Genomic DNA, 20533 nt, shown 5'->3' with positions numbered 1-20533 from the left:
GACTTAGTTTATGGAAGAAAAAACGAAATTCAATCAGAAATGTGTGAACAGGTTTTGTGATTTACGACTAAGTTTTATGAGAAGTACTAGAAACACGGGGACTTGGACGTTTAGTATGTGCCAACTTATTGGAGTAGGAATTGTATATTTCTAGCGACATAAAGCAAAAAACTGCTGAAATGTCGTCCAATTGAAATTATTTTTTTGAAAAAGATATTGATCTTCTAGTGTTCTAGCTCGATAGTAAAAAAAGAACACGCATTTTAGTATGTCATGCGATAAATTTTTGCGCAGCGATTAAAGGACATTTGAGTCAATTATGGGTAAATCACTCGTTATAGTGGAATCACCAGCCAAGGCTAAGACTATTAATAAGTACCTTGGAAAAGATTTCATCGTTAAATCTAGCGTCGGTCATGTCCGTGATCTTCCGACTGCCGGTCAAAGTACTGGTAAAAAAGCTGCAGCTATTTCTACGAAAGGAATGAGCGTTGAAGAAAAAGCGCGCATTAAGAAAGAGAAAGACCGAAAAGCTCTGATTAAAAAAATGGGTATCAACCCATTCAATGATTGGGAAGCAAACTATCAAGTTCTTCCTGGTAAAGAGAAGGTTGTAGCTGAACTTCAAAAACTCGCGAAAGATGCAGATTACGTCTATCTCGCAACCGATTTGGATCGCGAGGGAGAAGCTATCGCATGGCACCTTCGTGAGATCATCGGTGGCGATGAAGAGCGATATAAACGAGTTGTATTTAACGAAATCACCAAAAACGCTATCCAACAGGCCTTCGAAGCGCCTGGCGAACTGAACATGGATGGTGTTAATGCACAACAAGCGCGTCGTTTTATGGACCGAGTTGTTGGTTTCATGGTTTCCCCGTTACTTTGGAAAAAAGTAGCGCGCGGCTTGTCAGCAGGTCGAGTTCAGTCTGTAGCTGTTAAGTTGCTAGTTGAACGCGAACGTGAAATCAAAGCGTTTATCCCTGAAGAGTTCTGGGATATCCATGCAAATACTCTGACGAATTCAGAAACCAACTTCCGTTTACAGGTTGCGCAGAAAGATGGTGTTGCCTTTAAGCCTACCAATGAAACTGACACCATGGCGGCGGTGAGTACATTGGAAAAAGCGGCCTATGAGGTTTGCAAGCGAGAAGACAGACCAACGTCAAGCAAACCTTCAGCCCCATATATCACTTCTACACTGCAACAGGCAGCAAGTACACGCCTTGGTTATGGTGTGAAAAAGACCATGATGCTTGCTCAAAGGCTCTATGAGGGTGGTTACATCACTTATATGCGTACAGACTCCACTAATTTGAGTTCAGAGGCTGTAGAGTCTGTTAGAGACTTTATCAATAGTGAGTATGGCGAAAGTTACTTACCTGCTAAACCGTTAGTGTACGGAAGCAAAGAAGGTGCACAAGAAGCTCACGAAGCGATCAGACCTTCAAGCGTAGAAGTGAAAACTGAAGACTTACAAGGCATGGAACCGGATGCCCAGAAAATCTATACACTGATCTGGAATCAATTCGTTGCCTGTCAAATGACAAAAGCTCAATATGACTCGACGACAGTCAGTGTCAAAGCGGATGAATACACACTTAAAGCGAAAGGTCGTATTCTGAAATTTGATGGTTGGACTCGTGTTCAGCGACCTCTAGGTAAAAACGAAGATCAAATCCTACCTGCCGTACAAGTGGGGGATTCTTTGAAGCTAGAAACTCTTGAGCCAAAGCAGCACTTTACGAAGCCACCGGCTCGTTTTACTGAAGCTGCATTAGTTAAAGAACTTGAGAAACGTGGCATTGGCCGACCATCGACTTATGCTTCAATCATCTCGACGATCCAAGATCGTGGTTACGTGAAAGTGGATCAGCGTCGATTCTACGCGGAAAAAATGGGTGAAATTGTTACCGATCGCTTAGATAATAGTTTTGATGATCTGATGAACTTCGACTTTACCGCAAGAATGGAAGAGAAGCTTGACCAAGTTGCGGAAGGCCATACCGATTGGAAAGGGGTGCTAAATAACTTCTTTACCGACTTTACTGGCGATTTAGAAAAAGCCGATTTGGATGAAACTGAAGGCGGTATGAAACCAAATCATATCGTTGAAACGGATATTGAGTGCCCAACTTGTAACCGCTCGATGGGTATTCGTACCGCATCAACGGGCGTTTTCTTAGGGTGTTCAGGCTATGCATTGCCTCCTAAAGAGCGTTGTAAAACGACTATTAACCTTGGTGATGAAGAGGGCATCATTAACGTACTTGAAGAAGACGTTGAAACAGAGGCTCTTCGTGCTAAGAAGCGTTGCCCAATTTGTGAAACCGCCATGGATGCTTACCTGATTGATGAAAAGCGTAAGATGCACGTCTGCGGTAACAACCCGAACTGTGATGGCTACGTTGTCGAGTTTGGTGAGTTCAAGGTTAAAGGGTATGACGGACCACTTGTTGAGTGTGACAAATGTGGTTCAGACATGGTTCTAAAGAACGGTCGATTTGGTAAATACATGGATTGTACGAGTGAAACCTGTAAGAACACTCGTAAGATCCTTAGAAATGGTGAAGTTGCGCCGCCTAAAGAAGATCCTGTTCACTTGCCTGAGCTACCTTGCGAAAACTCAGATGCGTATTTTGTTCTTCGAGATGGCGCTTCTGGGCTGTTTATGGCGGCAAGTAATTTCCCTAAATCTCGCGAAACTAGAGCGCCACTGGTTGCGGAATTAGCGCGATTTAAAGAAAGATTATCACCTAAGTTTACGTATCTCGCAGACGCCCCAGCAGAAGACCCAGATGGTAGGCCAACAGTGGTTCGATTTAGCCGTAAATCGAAAGAGAACTATGTGCGTTCAGAAATTGATGGCAAACCATCAGGATGGACAGGGCTCTTCATCGATGGCAAATGGGAAATAACCGATAAACGAAAAAAGCCTAAAAAAGCCGACGCCAAGAAATAAAATAGAAGCAGCTCATTGAGCTGCTTTTTTTTGTTTTGATTTTGGACTTACAATCATGAACAAATGTAACATTCTATATATACATTGTTTTAGTGTTGTATTTTCTGGTCTGCGTCATTGTTAAATTGCGAAACCGTTGTTGGCTTAAAGCTTAACCAGAAAGGTAGTGTGGGCTACTCGTTTCAGTCATGTACAAGAGCAGAACTTTGTGCATATAAATGTAAGCTCAATAAATAACTATTACTATCGATTATCGTTGCATAACTATGTTATTACATTGTTGGTATTTCTATGTCTATTAATCATTCTGTCAGTTATAAGTTAGGTATAGCAAGGGCTGGTCATACCTTATAGGCTTGTGCAGTATTTGTTATCAACTTGTTTTTAAGCACGAAATATATGTGATCTAGGCGAAACTGTTCGAAGGAAGTTCTAGGTCAGCTAACGGAATTGCATATTTAAAATTGTAATAATTTGGGAAGCAGTTAACGTATATGCACTGATTTGTAAGGATTCTGCGATGGATGGAGTCTTTATAAGTTTAAGGATTAATGGCACCCCCCAATACTAATAAATAAGGTGTCAAATAAATAAAATAAAAAATGGAGAAAAAAATGGCTGGTGTTTTAGGAATGATTCTTGCTGGAGGCGAAGGTTCTCGTCTTAGACCTCTAACAGAATCTCGTAGTAAACCTGCGGTTCCTTTCGGTGGAAGTTATCGTTTGATCGATTTTGCACTGAACAACTTTGTAAATGCTGATTTGATGCGTATCTACGTATTGACTCAGTTTAAATCTCAATCGTTATTCCACCATATGAAAAAAGGTTGGAATATCAGCGGAATCACCGATCGTTTTATCGATCCTATTCCTGCACAAATGAGAACAGGCAAACGTTGGTATGAAGGAACAGCAGATGCAATCTACCAAAACTTAAGGTTTATTGAACTTGCTGAACCAGAGCACGTATGTATTTTTGGTTCTGACCATATTTATAAGATGGACATTAAGCAAATGCTTGATTTCCATAAGAACAAAGAAGCAGCTCTAACGGTTTCTGCCCTTCGTATGCCACTAGCTGAAGCGTCACAGTTTGGTGTTATTGAAGTTGATACAGAAGGTCGTATGGTTGGTTTCGAAGAAAAACCAGCAAACCCAAAACCGATCCCAGGTGATCCTGAGAATGCGCTCGTTTCTATGGGTAACTACATCTTTGAGGCGCAAAGTCTATATGCAGAGCTTATCGAAGACGCAGATAAAGAAGACTCTTCACACGATTTTGGTAATGACATCATTCCAAATATGTACCCACGTGGTGATGTATTTGTGTATGACTTTAGTACGAATAAAATTACCGGTGAAAAAGAAGAAGTTTACTGGCGTGATGTAGGTACGATTGACGCGTACTGGCAAGCACATATGGACCTACTTAAGAAAGATGCGCCTTTCTCTTTGTATAACCGTAAGTGGCCATTACACACGTTCTACCCAGCACTTCCGCCTGCGACTTTTACTGACTCAGATAATGGCCGAGTTCAAATCATCGACAGTTTGGTTTGTAACGGCAGCTATGTTCGTGGATCAAGAATAGAAAAATCAGTGCTTGGTTTTAGAAGTAACATCGCATCGGCTTGTGACATCAGCGAAAGTATCCTATTAGGTGATGTTAAGATTGGCGAAGGTTGTGTTCTGCGCCGTGTTATCGTTGATAAGAATGCTGACATTGCACCGGGCACGCAAATTGGTGTGAACTTGCAAGAAGATAAAAAGCGCTACCACGTTTCTGACGATGGTGTAGTTGTTATCGGTAAGGGCGCGAAAATTGGCTACTAAGAAACTTTCAATTTTATTTGTTGCTTCTGAAGTAGAAGGTTTGATCAAAAGTGGTGGCTTGGCAGATGTTGCCAAGGCACTGCCTGAATCGCTCTTAGGGTTAAAACAAGACGTACGATTAGCTATCCCAGCTTATAGTCAAATAGCCGGTATAGAAAACGCTGAAGTTTTGTTAGATACACAACTTGATACTGCGCCACATACTCAGTATCAAGTGGTTCAAACTGAAGTAGCAGGCGTTCCAGTTTACGCCATTCGTTGTGAACAGTATTTTGCGCGAGCGGAAATGTACGCGGAGAATAATCAAGCCTATTCAGACAACGCTGAACGGTTTGCTTTCTTTAGTGCAGCAAGCTTGGATATGCTTCCAAAGCTTTCTTTTCAACCGCAGATCATTCATGCAAACGACTGGCATACTGGGTTAGTTCCTTACTTTCTTAAAGTACGTCACCAGTCTGATGACTTCTTTAAATCGATGCGAAGTGTTATCTCAATACACAACGCAGTATTTAAAGGGGTATTTAGTTACGATGAGCTGCAAGCGTTTCCTGAATTTGCTACGCGTCATGTGCCTGAAGCTGCCGTCAGTGAGACACACGTTACTATGCTTAAAGCGGGCGTGATGTGTGCGGATAAAATCAATGCTGTGAGTCCTACTTACGCAGAAGAGCTTAAAACTGAGCTTGGAAGCCATGGTATGTCTCATGAGTTTAACACCCGAGAAGATGATCTAATTGGCATCCTAAATGGTTGTGATTATTCATCATGGAACCCTGAAACAGATACCTATTTGCCAAAGAATTATCGTGCAACGAAGCAAAGTATGATTCGTGGTAAAAAAGCCAATCGACAGGCGTTGCAAGATGAAGTTGGTTTGCCAGTGAAGGATGTCGCTGTTTACGGCATGGTTTGTCGCTTAACTCAGCAAAAGGGTGTGCACTATTTATTACCTATCCTAAATGAGTTTTTAAAGCATGATGTACAACTTGTTATCGTTGGCACTGGTGACCCTGTTTTAGCCGCACAGCTAAAAGAAGTGGCAGCCCTGCATGGTGAAAAGTTTGCATTTGTAGAAGCGTATAACAATAAGCTTGCTCACTGGGTCGAAGCTGGGTCGGATTTCTTTTTGATGCCGTCAGAGTTTGAGCCGTGCGGGTTAAATCAGATCTATAGTATGGCTTACGGTACACTTCCTATTGTAAGAGGGGTAGGTGGCCTTAAAGACAGTGTTAACGATTATGACGAGTGCCCAGAAAAAGCGACAGGTTTCGTCTTTACAAAGCCGACTTCTGACGCTTTGCTAATGACATTACTACGTTCATTGTTACTGCATGCTCAAGACATAGCTGAGGTTCGTCGTTTACAGATTGAAGCGATGAAGCAAAACTTCTGCTGGGACAAAGCAGCGGAACATTATCTTTCTATGTATCGAAGTGCACTGTAGCCGAACTCACTTTTTAAAGCGCCTAAGGGCGCTTTTTTTATCTGGTCAGATCAGAAAAACTATGCATATAAGTCTTTATATTGTATGTAAATATAGTAATCAACAGTTACCGACAGTCATATTTGGAAAACAAATTCGCCTATCTTTGACGGTCGTCGAATAGCAATTACTCTGTATTGTGGTAGGCTTCTAAGCTTATTTTGTCAGTTATTTTACCTAGGCTTAATTGAAAAATGTCACAAACTCTACTCTTTCATAAAACATATGAACACCCAACAAGTGATGAGTGGGTGGTCTTTGTGCATGGGGCGGGAGGGAGCTCGTCAATATGGTTCAAGCAGATAAAGGCTTATAAAGAGCACTTTAACATCCTACTGCTCGATCTTCGCGGACATGGTAAGTCAAATCATTTTATAAAAGATATCATTTCAAATCGTTACACATTTAAAGAAGTCACGCTCGACATACTAAAGGTACTGGATCATTTAAAAATTCGATCTGCGCATTTTGTTGGTATGTCGCTAGGGACGATCATTGTTCAGAATATTGCCGAAATAGCTTCGGAACGAGTGCATAGTATGGTCTTAGGCGGCGCTGTAACACGCCTGAATACCCGTTCACAAATATTAATTAAACTCGGTGACCTTAGTAAGCATATTATCCCCTATATGTGGTTATATCGCCTTTTCGCTTATGTTGTCATGCCGCAGCGTAATCAAAAAGAATCACGACACATGTTTGTTCGGGAAGCTAAAAAATTATGCCAAAAAGAGTTTAAGCGCTGGTTTATTCTCACGGCAGAAGTGAACCCATTGATGCGTTACTTCAAACATAGAGAGCTACCTATCCCAACGCTTTATTTGATGGGAGAGCAGGACTATATGTTTATCCAGCCGGCAAAAGAGATGGTCGCGGCTCATAACGATAGCCATCTTCTAGAGATTCCAGATTGCGGGCATGTCTGTAACGTAGAGCGACCAGAAGAGTTTAATCGCCATTCGATTGAATTTATTAAAAGCTGTCGTCGCTAAGGTTATTCATCTCTAGCTATTCAACTCAACAGGCTTGCATTTTTGCAAGCCTGTTTTTCTATAGACGTTAACTTATGCTAGGGCAAATCAAACAAACGATGCGGGGGAAGTTGATCATGCCTCGTTGTTTTTTTCTAGTGATGTCCGTTTCACTAAACCGATAACTTTCTTAGTAATGATAGGGAAAAGGCCCAACAGAACAAAAGAGAGAATAACGGGAAACGATACAATCCCAGATAAGTTATCGATTTGAGAAAGTTGCGTACCTGCGTTGAGGTAAACCGCGGTTCCTGGAAGCATACCTAGTTGACTAACGAGATAAAATCGAACTGCCGAGATAGGTGTAAGCCCCATCAATAAGTTAATTAGAAAAAAAGGTACAACAGGAATCAAGCGCAATGAGAACAGATAGAATGCCCCGTCTTTTTCAATTCCTTCATTAATCGTGTTGAGCTTTTCACCAAATTTATTTTGTACCCACTCCTTAAGCAAAAATCGGCTGCTTAGAAAAGCAAGAGTTGCACCTATAGTACTGGCAAATGAGACAAGCAGTAGACTCGTCCAGAAACCAAATAAGGCAGCCCCTAGAAGAGTGACAACGGCAGCCCCAGGAATCGATAAGGCAGTGATGACAATGTAGATAGCAAAATAACTAAGCGCGGCGAAAAGAAAATTGGCATCAATAAATTGTGCTAAAGACGCTTGTTGATGTTTTGCATTTTCAAGGGTTAATAGTTGCCCATAATTGATCGTAAGAAATACGATGATAGAAACGAGAAGGATGCCGATGAGCAGTTTTTTGTTCATAGTGCTGGAGCCTATAAAGTAGGGTATGCCTATTAAGAACAGCACTGATAGGAAAAAATTTCAAACAAGTTTTGAATCAGGGTGTAGGCGATCAAAAAAGCCAACGTATACACGTTGGCTTAGTAAGGTCTGAACTCTATCTTAGTCGACCGGAAAGCTCTTCTCGTCTCTCTTGAGGTACAACAGACCAATGCGTGCCTTTAATTGCGCCCTCTAGCGCCCAGAGAAGCTCTAAGCCAATATCTGAAGAATGTGATTGCTGGATCGCTTTATATGCCTCTACGGCACCTTTCTGCTCCAAGGTGCTAACAGAGTCAATGCCCGCTTTCTTTAGCATTCTTTCAGTGGCAAGCCTGAGATTAGGCAGATCTTTAAGGCGGTCTGGCTTTGCGGATGCTTGACTTGCCTTTTCTTTCTTCGCTATCTCTAAAGAGTTCTTTGCTTCTGATAGAGTAAGTTCAGGTTGACCATACCAATCGTCCGGCAAAGCATAATACTTTGTAACGACTGGGTGACCGCGTTTTTTATAGACGTACGGTTGATAGCCTTGTTGTTTAAACTTCTTAACAGTGATGCTATCGGCTCTTATGTGAAGTTTGTCGTTTACGACAAGTGCAAACATTGTGTCTTCAATAAAAATGCCAAAGCCGCCAAACATTGAACGAGATTTCACTCGTCCAAGCTGTTCAAACAGCCTCATTGAGTCTTTTAGTACTGGTTTATCCATGCTGTATGTTCTCGGTGTATGTTAAATACGCCACCAAATCAGGTCCGAGAGAGTAGCAAAACATGCAGAAACTGTGTCATTCGTAAGTAAACTTGTGTTTGCATTGTTTGCCATCGGCAACCCCGCTACCTATCAAAACACTGTGCTAGACAGAAAAATTGGTTTAGGCCGGAGGCTTTGCGTCCCACTCTTTCAAATGGTTTGCCCTGTGCGTGACTTATATATTGAATATATCGCTTATTGAATAAGTATCACAAAAAACACGTGCTTCTGTGATGCCCCTTCAATAATGCTGTCTCAATATTGAGTCTAAACTATATCACAAAATACGCAAGTTTCTGTAAATGATATATTTATTATTTACTTATATCGCGAACGGTATGTCTTTCCACTATTTCCGGGTGCATCTCGAAGACACGCTTTTCGTGATCTTTGTCTTTAATTCTCTCTAGTAGAATCTCAAACGCATTCTTACCAACACGGCGCTTAGGTTGGTGGACGGTGGTCAGTGGTGGTGAGAAGTATTCAGCAAGTTCGATATTATCGTAGCCAATGACAGAAATATCTTGCGGAACGTTAATGCCTTTTTGTCCAAGTCGGCTAATTAAGCCTAATGCCATTGTGTCGTTAAAACAAAAAATTGCCGTTGGTTTGTTATCCATCGCAACAATCTGGTCTGCAGCTAATACTGCTGTATCACACTCGAAGTTACCTTCTAGAATCCAATCTTCATCTATCTTCAAATCGGCTTCAGTCAACGCACGCTTAAAGCCAGCTATTCTTTCCTGGCATGCTGCTTTTTCGAAGTGACCACTTAGGCAAGCAATGTCTTTGTGACCTTTATTAATAAGGTACTTAGTCGCTAGGTATCCACCTTCTTCTGAATTATCTATGATTTTGTCGGCTTGAGATGATTCAGGGCCCCAGTCCATAACCACTTTTGGTATGTCTGCATGGCGATCAAGCATTTCTCTTAACTCTTCCGTAAGATCTGAGCACATAACGAGAATACCATCGACTCGTTTTTCAGCCAGCATTCGAATGTAGTCACGCTGTTTCTCGTAGATTCCACCCGTATTACATAAAATAAGGGTATAGCCTTGGCGATAGCAGTAGCTTTCAACACCGTCAATAACCTCTGAGAAAAACAGGTTGGTTGATTGAGTAACAAGCATACCAATAGTACGAGTTGTGTTACATTTCAAGCTACGAGCAACCGCACTTGGCGCGTAGTTCAATTCGTCTACTGCTTTATTGACCTTCTCCTGGGTGGTTTCTGCCACAAATCGAGTTTTATTTATAACGTGAGAAACCGTTGTTGTAGATACGCCGGCTAAACGGGCAACATCTTTAATCGTGGCCATAATTCTTGTCCTGTTAAGTACCGTACATTCAAAATGTACTTGTCACTGATGCGCTTTAAGTCACACGTGTAAGATTGCTACACGGTTGAGTGACTAAGAAACACAAAAACCGCCAAAAATAGCGGTTTATAGTCAATTTAATTGTCGTTATCGATACCAATTTTAGACCTCATACGTAGTACAAGCAACGAAAACTGGTTGTGTAGGCGTGATCTAAAACCACAATTCGACAATATAGTGGCAACTTTATGAAATTGGGCTATTCGCCAAGTAAATATCGACAATCAAGTTCTAAGAATGCACACAGTAGTTCAGAGACCGACGAGTAGAAACCAAACTCATCGAGTTGTTGGCATTTCTCATTGAACTGTGGCGTCCAAGATAGCAGGTACTTATTAATAAACTGTTGTTGTTCTATTAAGGCTTCATCTAAGTGTTTTTCTTGCTCTAATTCATTTGAACGTATGATTAGATTGCCTAAAAAATCGAGCTCAACCGCGAGGTGATCTGCTGGCTCATTGAGAGACTCTTCAACCGCTACACCGTGTTTAGCCATTAGCTCAGCAACATCTTTCGCAGGTGTATCGTTGAGCAGTCCTGATTTACCGATGTACATGGAAGCGTAAGGAAGCGCTGAATCTTTATCTGATTTTAAAAATAGGTCACAAAAGTCTGCAGATAGCTCTAGTTGTGCATCCTCACGGTCCAACAACCTATTAAGCGCATCAACGAACTTATCGATTGACGGCTTCAATGTACTGTTTTCGCCGAGCCCAGTTAAAAAAGAACGAATCTGAGGTGTTTGGTATTGAGCTAGATCTTTGTCAGTCAACTCTTTAGCAAAAAGACTTGATAACCACCAATAGATCTCAGCGCGTTTTTCATTAAATGTTCTTATTTCTTGCATTGTTGTTTGCCTTTACAGAAATTCTTATTTTAGTTTAACGAATAAAAGTGAATAGCGGTAACTATGAGTGTGACAAAAAATAGTCAAATAAGAGAACTTATTAACAGAAGTGTGGAGGTTGTTTTGAATCAATAAACGCTGATAAATTTCTCAATTCACCCGCCTAACGCTAGAATTATGATTAATTATGAATAGAATGATATGAGTTTATCATTCCAATTAATAGATATGTGGTGTAAATGACTAATCATGTACTGGTCGTTGAAGACGACGAGGTAACACGTAGCAAGCTCGTCGGCTACTTTCAAAATGAAGGCTATACAGTAAGTGAAGCTGAAAGTGGCGAAGAGATGCATGCAATATTGCAACAAGCTCCGATTGATCTGGTCATGCTTGATATCAACTTACCTGGGTCAGATGGTCTTATGCTGACACGAGAGTTACGCGGTCAGTCAGACATTGGGATTATTTTAGTGACTGGACGTACGGATAATATCGACAAGATAGTAGGCTTGGAGATGGGTGCCGATGACTATGTAACGAAACCCTTTGAGCTACGTGAACTGCTGGTGCGAGTAAAAAATTTGTTGTGGAGAATATCGAGAGCAAAAAATCCAGTTGTTGATGAAAACGTTGATGACTCAAATGAAAATATTGTCCGTTTTAGTGAGTGGACATTTGATATTCAGCGTCGTGCTTTAAGTCGTGATGGTGTTCCGGTTAAGCTAACGAAAGCGGAGTATGAGCTACTTGTGGCACTGTCTTCACATCCAAATCAAGTATTAACCCGCGATCGTATACTTAACATGATCAGCCACCGTGTAGACGCGCCTAATGATCGTACCATTGATGTGTTGATTCGCCGTATGAGAGCTAAAATGGAACACGATCCAAAGAATCCACAAATCTTTGTTACCGTGCATGGTGAAGGCTATATGTTTGCGGGCGATTAACTTTAAATAGCGAATATTGACGAGAATTAAAAAAGCCCGAGGTTAATTTTGAACTTCGGGCTTTTTGTTGTCTATTTTGCTGTCAATAAGACAGAAAAACTAAGGCGTATTATTCAGCACTGTCTAAAACGTTCTCTTCGTAGTTGGCAGCCTTATCTCGAAGCGATTGCCAAATGGTTCCTAAGGTTTCATGCCAATAACGTTCAGTCTGTTCTAAATAACGCGCCTTAGGTGTGTACTTTTCCCACGGTTGGTTGATATTTTGATGCGCCAAGTAGTTCGTTGGCGCAGGGATAGGCTTAATACCCGCAGAGTGAAACTCATTTAACGAACGTTGCATGTGGCTTGCAGAAGTGACCAGTATTAGTTTTTTCTGGCCAACAAATGCGGCCGCCTGGCGGGCTTCTTCCCATGTGTCTTGAGCGGTTTCAAGCAAGATAATATCTGATTTAGCGACCCCCAATGCTAGGGCAACTTTTGCCATCATTCTTGCATTACTAAACTCAGAGCCCCCAGCATAACCAGACAGAATCAATTTAGAGCCAGGGTACATACGTGACACACGAATACCTTCACTCAATCTCATCAGCGCAGTACGGCTTAACTCAGACGTTGGTGGAATTTGATCGTCAACCACATGGCCACTGCCAAGGACCATGACGTAATCAACAGGTTCGTCAATCGGCAAGAACGCCGAATAGCTGCGCTCCATTGGCATAAGTAGACGGGTAGATATAGGTTGGAAAGCGATAAGAAAAATACCACAAAGAGAGAACAATACGACAAAACATCCTGTTTTTCGCTTGGCGGTAAACATAATAAGCATTAAGCCTAAAAAACCAACAATAAGCATTGCAGGTAAAGGCATCAGTAACGATGAAACAATCTTTTTCAGCTCAAACATACGAAAATAGTCCGAAAAAACACCACTTGATAATAAAAATAAGAGAATCCTTCTCTATTCCTACCATTCCTATGACAGAATAGCGGGACAATCCTTTATGATAACCTAACTGCTGTGACTGAAGACCGTAATTTCGACGATATTGCCCACAAATTTGTAAAAAATATTTATGGTTCCGATAAAGGAGAGATTCGCCAAGTCATTGTTTGGGAAGACCTTCAAGATATCTTGTCACAGCTTAATTCCAATAATAGACCACTTACTGTGCTTGATGCGGGTGGTGGATTGGGGCAAATGTCACAAAAGCTCGCTAAGTTAGGTCACGATATTACGTTATGTGATCTCTCGTCAGAGATGTTGCAACTTGCCAAGCAGGATGTAGAGCGGAATGAGCTATCACAGCGATACCGTTTTATTCACTCCTCAGTGCAAAAAATCGAAGAACATCTTGAAGACTCTGTTGACTTGGTCTTGTTTCACGCCGTGATGGAGTGGTTAGGCGAACCCAAAGTCGCTCTGCAAAAAGTGCTAGAACAAGTTAAGCCAGGCGGCATGGCATCGGTCATGTTTTATAACCATCATGGGTTAGTTTATAAGAATGTAATTTGTGGCAATATTCCTCACGTTTTAGGGGGAATGCCACATAGGAAAAGATTCAAACTTCAGCCACAGAAAGGATTGAAGCCTGAAGACGTCTATCAATGGATTGAAGAGGCGGGCTTCGAAATCTGTGGTAAATCGGGAATACGTTCATTTAGTGACTACATAGGGAATATGGAATATATGGGCGATTACCAGTACGAAGATGTATTGGCTCTAGAGAAACAGTTGTGTCGACAAGAGCCATACCTCTCATTAGGCCGTTACATTCATGTATCAGCAAAAAAGAAATAGAAAACAGGATAAGAAATGAGTGAGATGACTCTCAATGTTGCGGAGCAGCCAATCGATGAATTGGTTGGCTGGGTAAAGCAGCACGATTTCTCATTAAACCTGTCTAATGAACGACTTGCATTTCTAATCGCATTAGCGGTTTTAAGTGACAATAGGTTTGATGAAGAACTAGGTGAAGGTGAATTGCATGATGCTTTTACCATCGTCACTCGAATGTTTGAAAGCACTGGTGAAGCGTCGGCATTTCGCGCGAATAATGCCATCAATGAACTTGTTAAACAGCGCCTAATTCGCCGCTTTACAAGTGAAGTAACCGACGGAGCGAGTATCTATCGCTTATCGTCGCTTGCTATCGGAATCACTGATTACTATGTGCGTCATCGAGAATTTTCAAAGCTTAAGCTCTCCATTCAGTTATCAATGGCGGCTGATGAAATGTCTAAAGCGTCTCAAGCAGCCCATGAAGGTGGCAATGACGCGCATTGGAAAAAACGCGTTTACGGAGTTTTAAAGTACTCGGTTGGTGAAATATTTGATCAAATCGATCTGAACCAACGAGTGATGGATGAACAGCAGCAGATCGTGAAGGACCAAATCGCAGAGCTTTTAAATAAAGATTGGCGAGATGCGATCAACAACTGTGAATCCCTTTTGTCTGAAACCTCTTCCACCTTAAAAGAGCTGCAAGATACACTGCAAGCGGCGGGAGATGAGATTCAAACCCAGATTCTTGATATTCAAGGGCTTATTTATAACGACTCCGAACGTGAAGAGGTTGAAGAAACACTTTTTAACCTTCAAACCAAGCTTGATCGTATCATCAGTTGGGGACAGCAGGCGATTGATCTATGGATTGGTTATGACCGTCACGTGCACAAATTTATCCGAACCGCGATTGATATGGATAAGAACAGGGCCTTTAGTCAACGTCTAAGACAGTCTGTTGCTGATTACTTCGATGCGCCTTGGTATCTCACTTATGCCGATGCCGAGCGACTCAGTGACCTTCGTGATGAAGCTCTTGTTCTTCGCGATGATGAAGTCACAGGTCAGGTTCCACTTGATGTGGAGTATGAAGAAGTTCAACAGGTCAATGATGAACTATCCAACCGTATAAGCTCAATGTTGAAAGTACATAAAGAGCAGGGTAGTGCGATCGATTTAGGTCTCGTATTGCGAGACTACTTGGACGCCCACCCACAGACACAACATTTTGATTTAGCTCGAATGGTTATCGACCAAGCCGTCCGTCTGGGGTATTCCGAATCGGATTACCGTGCGATACAGCCCGACTGGCAAGCGATTAACGATTTTGGTGCAAAGGTACAAGCAAATGTCATCGACAGATATTAATGAATACATGCCAGAAAACCTGGCGAAAGCGATCTCTAATCCACTCTTCCCTGAACTCGATAGCGTGTTGCGTTTAGGGCGTCATATTTCGAGTGAAGATCTTGATAAACACGCACTGTTAACGGATTTCGAAACGGAATTAGCACTCTTTTATCAACGTTATAATGTGGAGCTGGTGAAAGCACCAGAAGGCTTCTTTTATTTGCGCCCTCGCTCTACATCACTGATTAACCGTAGTGTGCTCACCGAGCTAGACATGCTAGTGGGCAAAGTACTTTGTTTCTTATATTTGAGCCCAGAGCGTTTAGCTCATGAAGGTATTTTTACTAACCAAGAGCTATACGAAGAGCTACTCAACCTCGCGGATGAGAAAAAACTGATGAAGTTTGTCACTAATCGAGCCACAGGCTCTGATTTAGATCGTGAGAAACTATTTGAAAAAGTGAGAACCTCTCTTCGACGTCTGCGCCGTTTGGGTATGGTCATCAACGTGGGTGAATCAGGTAAATTCCAGATCAGCGAATCCGTGTTTCGATTTGGTGCTGATGTCCGTATTGGCGACGATATTCGAGAAGCGCAGCTAAGGCTAATTCGAGATGGTGAAGCTGTTGTTCATACACAACAACCTAGCCAAGGTGAACTTTTACAAGATGAAGAGTCAGCGAATGAAGAGCTGACAAGTGAAGAAGAAAAGACAGAAACGGAAGGTAACGCATGATTGAAAGAGGTAAGTATCAATCACTCACTATGATCAACTGGAACGGCTTTTTCGCCCGTACCTTTGATATTGACGGATTGGTGACAACGTTATCTGGTGGTAATGGCGCTGGTAAATCTACCACAATGGCAGCATTTATCACGGCTCTAATCCCTGACCAAAGTCTGCTTCACTTTAGAAATACGACCGAAGCGGGTAGCTCTCAAGCTTCTCGTGATAAAGGCCTATACGGTAAGCTGCAACCAGGCGCTTGTTACGCTGCGTTGGATGTGGTGAACTCAAAAAATCAACGCCTACTCTTTGCTGTGAAGCTTCAACAAGTTGCAGGCCGTGATAAGAAAGTCGACATTAAACCTTTCGTTATTCAAGGCTTACCAAGCCACGTGAAACCAACGGATGTGTTGATTGAAAGTGTTTCAGACAATCACGCCCGCGTACGTCAAATTAATGAAGTAAAAGAGATCGCTGCTCAGCATGAAGGCGCGCACTTTAAAGCATTTAGTTCTATCGTCGATTACCATGCACAAATGTTTGAGTACGGTGTGGTGCCTAAGAAGCTACGTAATACTAGCGATCGTTCTAAGTTCTATCGTCTTATTGAAGCGTCACTGTACGGTGGCATTTCAAGTGCGATTACGCGCTCGTTACGCGACTACCTACTACCTCAAAATGGTGGGGTGAAAAAAGCGTTCCAAGACATGGAATCGGCGCTGCGTGAAAACCGTATGACGTTAGAGGCAATCAAAACCACTCAAGCAGATCGCGACCTGTTTAAAAATCTGATCATGGAATCAACCAATTATGTTGCGGCTGATTACATGCGTCACGCCAATGACCGAAAAAATAAACTCGATAATACGCTGGCACTGCGTTCAGAGCTATTTAGCTCTAGAGATACACTAATCAAGCAGCATGACCTGCTTAACAATGTGCAGCAAGAGTTGGAAGCGGTCATAGAGAAAGAGTCAGCACTCGAGCAAGATCATCAAGGTGCATCGGATCATCTTCAACTCGTTCAAACGGCATTAAGACAGCAAGAAAAAGTTGAGCGCTATCAAGGTGACTTAGAAGAGCTGAGTGAGCGACTTGAAGAGCAGTTGATGGTGGTTGAAGAGGCTCAAGAGCAGTTATTGAGTGTCGAGCAACAGACACATCTTGCCGAAGATGAAGTGGATAGCCTGAAATCACAACTGGCGGATTATCAACAGGCACTTGATGTTCAGCAGACTCGAGCGTTGCAGTATCAACAAGCGGTTGAAGCGTTAACTAAAGCAAAGCAGCTTCTTAATGATGAAGGCCTGACCGCAGATTCAGCGTCTTTGGCATTGCCTCAGTTAAAGCAGCAGCAAGAGCAGCAGACCACTAAGCTACTATCGGTTAAGCATAAACTGGACATGTCCTCTGCGGCAACTGAGCAGTTTGAATCTGCTTTAGCGTTAGTGAAAAAAATCAATGGCGAGACCGATCGTAATGAAGCGGCGTCAGTAGCAAAGAGTATTTTAAATACTGCACGCGACGCTGAGCAAACCACTCAAAATGAACAGCAGTGGCAAGCACAATTTCGAGAAGTAGAGCGACAAGTTGAACAGCAAAAGCAACTGAAAGAAACGATTAACAACTACCAAAAACAATATGGTGTTGAGCTCGTTGATGAAGTGACGTTAGAACAAGAGCGTGAACATCATTCTGAGCAGATCGAAAGCTTAGATTTTGCGATTGAAGAGATTCGCGAAAAACGCAGCGAACACCGTAACCAAAGACAAGTGGTGACGAGTGATATCAGCAGGCTCGAAAAAATCGCACCAAATTGGATTGCTGCCAACGATGCACTAGAGACACTAAGAGAGCAAAGTGAGAGTGAGTTAGAAGATAGCCAAGCGGTGATGCAGAAAATGCAGCAGGTGCTTGAGCAAGAAAAGTCGCTAACTCATGAGAAAGATAAGCTTGCTCAAAGAAGAGCGGAACTGGATACGGAAATAGAGCGTCTTGCCTCTCCTGGCGGTTCGAATGATCCTAGGCTAAAAGGGCTTGCGGATACATTAGGCGGTGTACTGCTCTCTGAAATTTACGATGACATCACAATCGATGACGCCCCTTACTTCAGTGCAATGTACGGCCCTGCTCGTCACGCGATCGTTGTGTCAGATCTAACGGGTATAAAAGAAAAGCTGGTTGATTTAGATGATTGTCCAGAGGATCTTTACATCATTGAAGGAGATATTGATGCCTTTGATGACAGCTCATTTAATGCCGATGAACTAGAAGGTGCGGTTTGCGTTCTGCTTAATGAGCGCCAAATGCGTTACTCGCGTTTACCTGAGATCCCACTGTTTGGTCGAGCAGCCCGTGAACAGCGATTAGAGCTATTACGAGAGCAGCGTGAAGAGGTGGTGGAAAATCACGCGAAAGCGGCATTCGATTCTCAAAAATTAGCGCGACTATATCAAAGCTTCAATCGTTTTGTAGCGTCACATATTCAAGTTGCATTTGAAAGTGACCCAGAGTTAGAGCTCAACAAGCAACGCGACACAGACTCAAAAATTGCTCGTGCATTGTCCGAACTTGCATCTAGCGAACAGCAAACATCAGCGCAACGTCAAGCAAGCAAACAAGCGCTAACGGTTCTTGATAAGTTGGCCCCTATGATCGCTCTGATTGAAGAGACAGATTTAGATGCTCGCTATCATGACTTAACAGAGAAAGTGTCAACAATTTCTCAAGCGAAAACATTTTTAAGTACTCATGGTAAAGATGTTCAAGCCTTAGCTAAAGTTATGACGGCACTTGATAGTGACCCAGAGCAGTTTGATGCATTGACTCAAGAGTATCAACAAGCTGACACAGAACTTCAGAAACTGAAAACCGATATCTTCGCTGTTTCTGATTTGGTTGAGCGTAAACATTACTTTAGTTACTCGGATTCAGTTGATCTACTCAATAAGAGCAGTGAACTGAATGATCAGTTGAAAGCTAAGCTGGTTGATGCAGAAAGAACTCGTACGCGTTTCCGTGAAGAGCAAAAACAAGTTCAAGGGCAAATGAGTCAATACCAGCAAGTTTTGGCATCGCTGAAAAGTTCGCATCAAGCCAAGCAAGAGACGGTACAAGAGTTTAAGCAAGAGCTCCAAGAGTATGGAGTAACTGCTGATGAAGCTTCATTAGAACGCTCTCAGCGCCGCAAAGATGAGCTTCACGAACAGCTACACGCGACTCGAAATAGAAAGAGCGAGTGTGACAGAACTATTACGTCAACTGAGCTCGAAATTAAAGGGCTCGCTAAGCGCTTAAGAAAGGTTCAAAAAGAGTACATTGAGCTACGTACTTTTGTGGTTGCAGCAAAAGCAGGTTGGTGTTCGGTATTACGCTTAGCGCGAGAGAATGATGTAGAGCGTCGCCTTCATAAGCGCGAATTGGCGTACTTGTCAGCGGCTGAGCTGCGTTCAATGTCAGATAAGGCGCTAGGTGCGCTTCGTTTAGCGGTGGCCAATAACGATGACTTGCGTGATGCGTTACGTCTCTCTGAAGACAATGCACACCCTGAACGTAAGGTTCTCTTTTACATTGCTGTGTATCAGCATCTGCGTGAACGTATTCGTCAGGATATTATCCACACCGATGATCCAGTTGAAGCGATAGAAGAGATGGAAGTGGAGTTAGCTCGACTTACCGAAGAGTTAACACTGCGTGAAAACCGGTTAGCTATTAGTTCAGATTCTGTTGCTAGCATCATTAAAAAGACGATCTTGCGAGAGCAAAACCGCATTCGAATGCTCAACCAAGGGCTATCCAATATTGGGTTTGGTCAGGTGAAAGGCGTTCGCTTGAATGTCAAAGTCAGAGAAAGTCATGAGATCTTGCTAGCTGGGTTATCAGAGCAACAAGTTCAGCACAAAGATCTGTTTGAAAGTATGCGCTTTACCTTCTCTGAAGCAATGGCGAAATTGTTCCAACGTGTAAACCCGCATATTGATATGGGGCAACGTTCACCGCAGGTATTAGGTGAAGAGCTACTGGACTACCGAAACTACTTAGAACTGAGTGTTGAAGTAAACCGTGGCTCTGACGGCTGGTTACAAGCTGAGTCTGGTGCTCTATCAACCGGTGAAGCGATCGGTACTGGCCAGTCAATTCTTCTAATGGTAATTCAGAGTTGGGAAGAAGAGTCACGTCGCCTGCGCAGCAAAGATATTGTACCTTGTCGTTTACTCTTCTTAGATGAAGCGGCGCGTCTTGATACTAAATCAATCAATACCTTGTTTGAGCTGTGTGATCGCCTCGACATGCAGCTGCTGATTGCGGCACCTGAAAACATCAGCCCAGAGAAGGGTACGACTTACAAACTGGTTCGTAAGATCTTTAAAGACCATGAACACGTGCACGTTGTTGGTCTTCGCGGCTTTGGTTCTGAAAAGAAGAAAACACCTATTGTGGATGGGCTTCTTGACTCAGTTGACGTAAATAGTGCTGCCAATCTTGAACAAGAGACCGAGAGCATCGATTAACTCATTCAAGATAAGTTGACGTTCTTTTTAACTACGAAAACGCTCACCATTGGTGAGCGTTTTTTATTACTTAATATTCATTAATGGCGCTTTTCCTGTCTTGGGAAGGTGAGGTTTGACTCCACTTACAAAAAG

At 42.5% G+C, this 20533-nt stretch carries 14 protein-coding genes and 1 riboswitch; of the genes, 9 read left to right on the top strand and 5 right to left on the bottom strand.

What is annotated here, in order from left to right:
• Positions 1 to 319 precede the first annotated feature (319 nt).
• The 4 genes from topA to KP803_RS01595 all read left to right on the top strand — a co-directional run bounded on the left by topA (position 320) and on the right by KP803_RS01595 (position 7269).
• Entirely contained in the window at positions 320 to 2962 is a 2643-nt protein-coding gene (gene topA / locus KP803_RS01610; protein WP_248007081.1) for a type I DNA topoisomerase, read from the top strand.
• Positions 2963 to 3576: 614 nt separating this feature from the next.
• Positions 3577 to 4794 (top strand): glucose-1-phosphate adenylyltransferase, encoded by a 1218-nt coding sequence (glgC, locus tag KP803_RS01605; protein WP_248007080.1) that lies wholly within the window; start codon positions 3577 to 3579, stop codon positions 4792 to 4794.
• Positions 4784 to 6238 carry a glycogen synthase GlgA gene (gene glgA / locus KP803_RS01600; RefSeq protein ID WP_248007079.1) on the top strand — a complete coding sequence of 485 codons (1455 nt, stop codon included), beginning with the start codon at positions 4784 to 4786 and terminating at the stop codon, positions 6236 to 6238. The genes glgC and glgA overlap by 11 nt, the downstream gene beginning before the upstream one ends.
• Positions 6239 to 6471: 233 nt before the next feature.
• Positions 6472 to 7269: an alpha/beta fold hydrolase gene (locus KP803_RS01595; protein WP_248007078.1), complete on the top strand. Its 798-nt coding sequence runs from the start codon at positions 6472 to 6474 to the stop codon at positions 7267 to 7269.
• Positions 7270 to 7383: 114 nt separating this feature from the next.
• Here KP803_RS01595 and KP803_RS01590 read toward each other — a convergent pair whose 3' ends face one another.
• The 4 genes from KP803_RS01590 to torD all read right to left on the bottom strand — a co-directional run bounded on the left by KP803_RS01590 (position 7384) and on the right by torD (position 11074).
• Positions 7384 to 8076: a TVP38/TMEM64 family protein gene (locus tag KP803_RS01590; RefSeq protein WP_248007077.1), complete on the bottom strand. Its 693-nt coding sequence runs from the start codon at positions 8074 to 8076 to the stop codon at positions 7384 to 7386.
• A 136-nt stretch (positions 8077 to 8212) separates the two neighbouring features.
• Positions 8213 to 8803: a TfoX/Sxy family DNA transformation protein gene (locus KP803_RS01585; RefSeq protein ID WP_248007076.1), complete on the bottom strand. Its 591-nt coding sequence runs from the start codon at positions 8801 to 8803 to the stop codon at positions 8213 to 8215.
• Positions 8804 to 8915: 112 nt separating this feature from the next.
• A riboswitch (cyclic di-GMP riboswitch) is annotated at positions 8916 to 9019 on the bottom strand.
• Between the two features lie 140 nt (positions 9020 to 9159).
• Positions 9160 to 10167, bottom strand: a complete 1008-nt coding sequence (purR, locus tag KP803_RS01580) for a substrate-binding domain-containing protein (RefSeq protein WP_248007075.1) — start codon at positions 10165 to 10167, stop codon at positions 9160 to 9162.
• A gap of 259 nt (positions 10168 to 10426) precedes the next feature.
• On the bottom strand, positions 10427 to 11074 hold the full coding sequence (gene torD / locus KP803_RS01575) for a molecular chaperone TorD (protein WP_248007074.1): 648 nt from the start codon (positions 11072 to 11074) through the stop codon (positions 10427 to 10429).
• Positions 11075 to 11313: 239 nt separating this feature from the next.
• On the opposite strand from torD, the gene torR reads away from it, so the two are divergent.
• On the top strand, positions 11314 to 12027 hold the full coding sequence (gene torR, locus KP803_RS01570; protein ID WP_248007073.1) for a two-component system response regulator TorR: 714 nt from the start codon (positions 11314 to 11316) through the stop codon (positions 12025 to 12027).
• Between the two features lie 109 nt (positions 12028 to 12136).
• On the opposite strand, the gene elyC is transcribed toward torR, so the two are convergent.
• Positions 12137 to 12931 carry an envelope biogenesis factor ElyC gene (elyC, locus tag KP803_RS01565; protein WP_248007072.1) on the bottom strand — a complete coding sequence of 265 codons (795 nt, stop codon included), beginning with the start codon at positions 12929 to 12931 and terminating at the stop codon, positions 12137 to 12139.
• Between the two features lie 114 nt (positions 12932 to 13045).
• On the opposite strand from elyC, the gene cmoM reads away from it, so the two are divergent.
• Genes cmoM through mukB form a run of 4 tightly spaced genes read left to right on the top strand, consistent with a single transcriptional unit; the run spans position 13046 to position 20398 of the window.
• Positions 13046 to 13825: a tRNA uridine 5-oxyacetic acid(34) methyltransferase CmoM gene (gene cmoM, locus KP803_RS01560; protein ID WP_248007071.1), complete on the top strand. Its 780-nt coding sequence runs from the start codon at positions 13046 to 13048 to the stop codon at positions 13823 to 13825.
• Between the two features lie 15 nt (positions 13826 to 13840).
• Entirely contained in the window at positions 13841 to 15178 is a 1338-nt protein-coding gene (gene mukF, locus KP803_RS01555; protein ID WP_248007070.1) for a chromosome partition protein MukF, read from the top strand.
• Complete coding sequence (gene mukE / locus KP803_RS01550) at positions 15159 to 15896, top strand: chromosome partition protein MukE (RefSeq protein ID WP_248007069.1); 738 nt, start codon at positions 15159 to 15161, stop codon at positions 15894 to 15896. The genes mukF and mukE overlap by 20 nt, the downstream gene beginning before the upstream one ends.
• Positions 15893 to 20398, top strand: coding sequence for a chromosome partition protein MukB (gene mukB / locus KP803_RS01545; protein WP_248007068.1), 4506 nt, complete (start codon positions 15893 to 15895; stop codon positions 20396 to 20398). Before mukE ends, mukB begins: the two co-directional genes overlap by 4 nt.
• Positions 20399 to 20533: the final 135 nt, after the last annotated feature.

It is taken from the genome of Vibrio amylolyticus (assembly GCF_023145695.1).
Lineage (GTDB): Bacteria > Pseudomonadota > Gammaproteobacteria > Enterobacterales > Vibrionaceae > Vibrio > Vibrio amylolyticus.
Note: the sequence above shows the minus strand (reverse complement) of the source record. Positions and strands in the feature narration are given on the sequence as shown.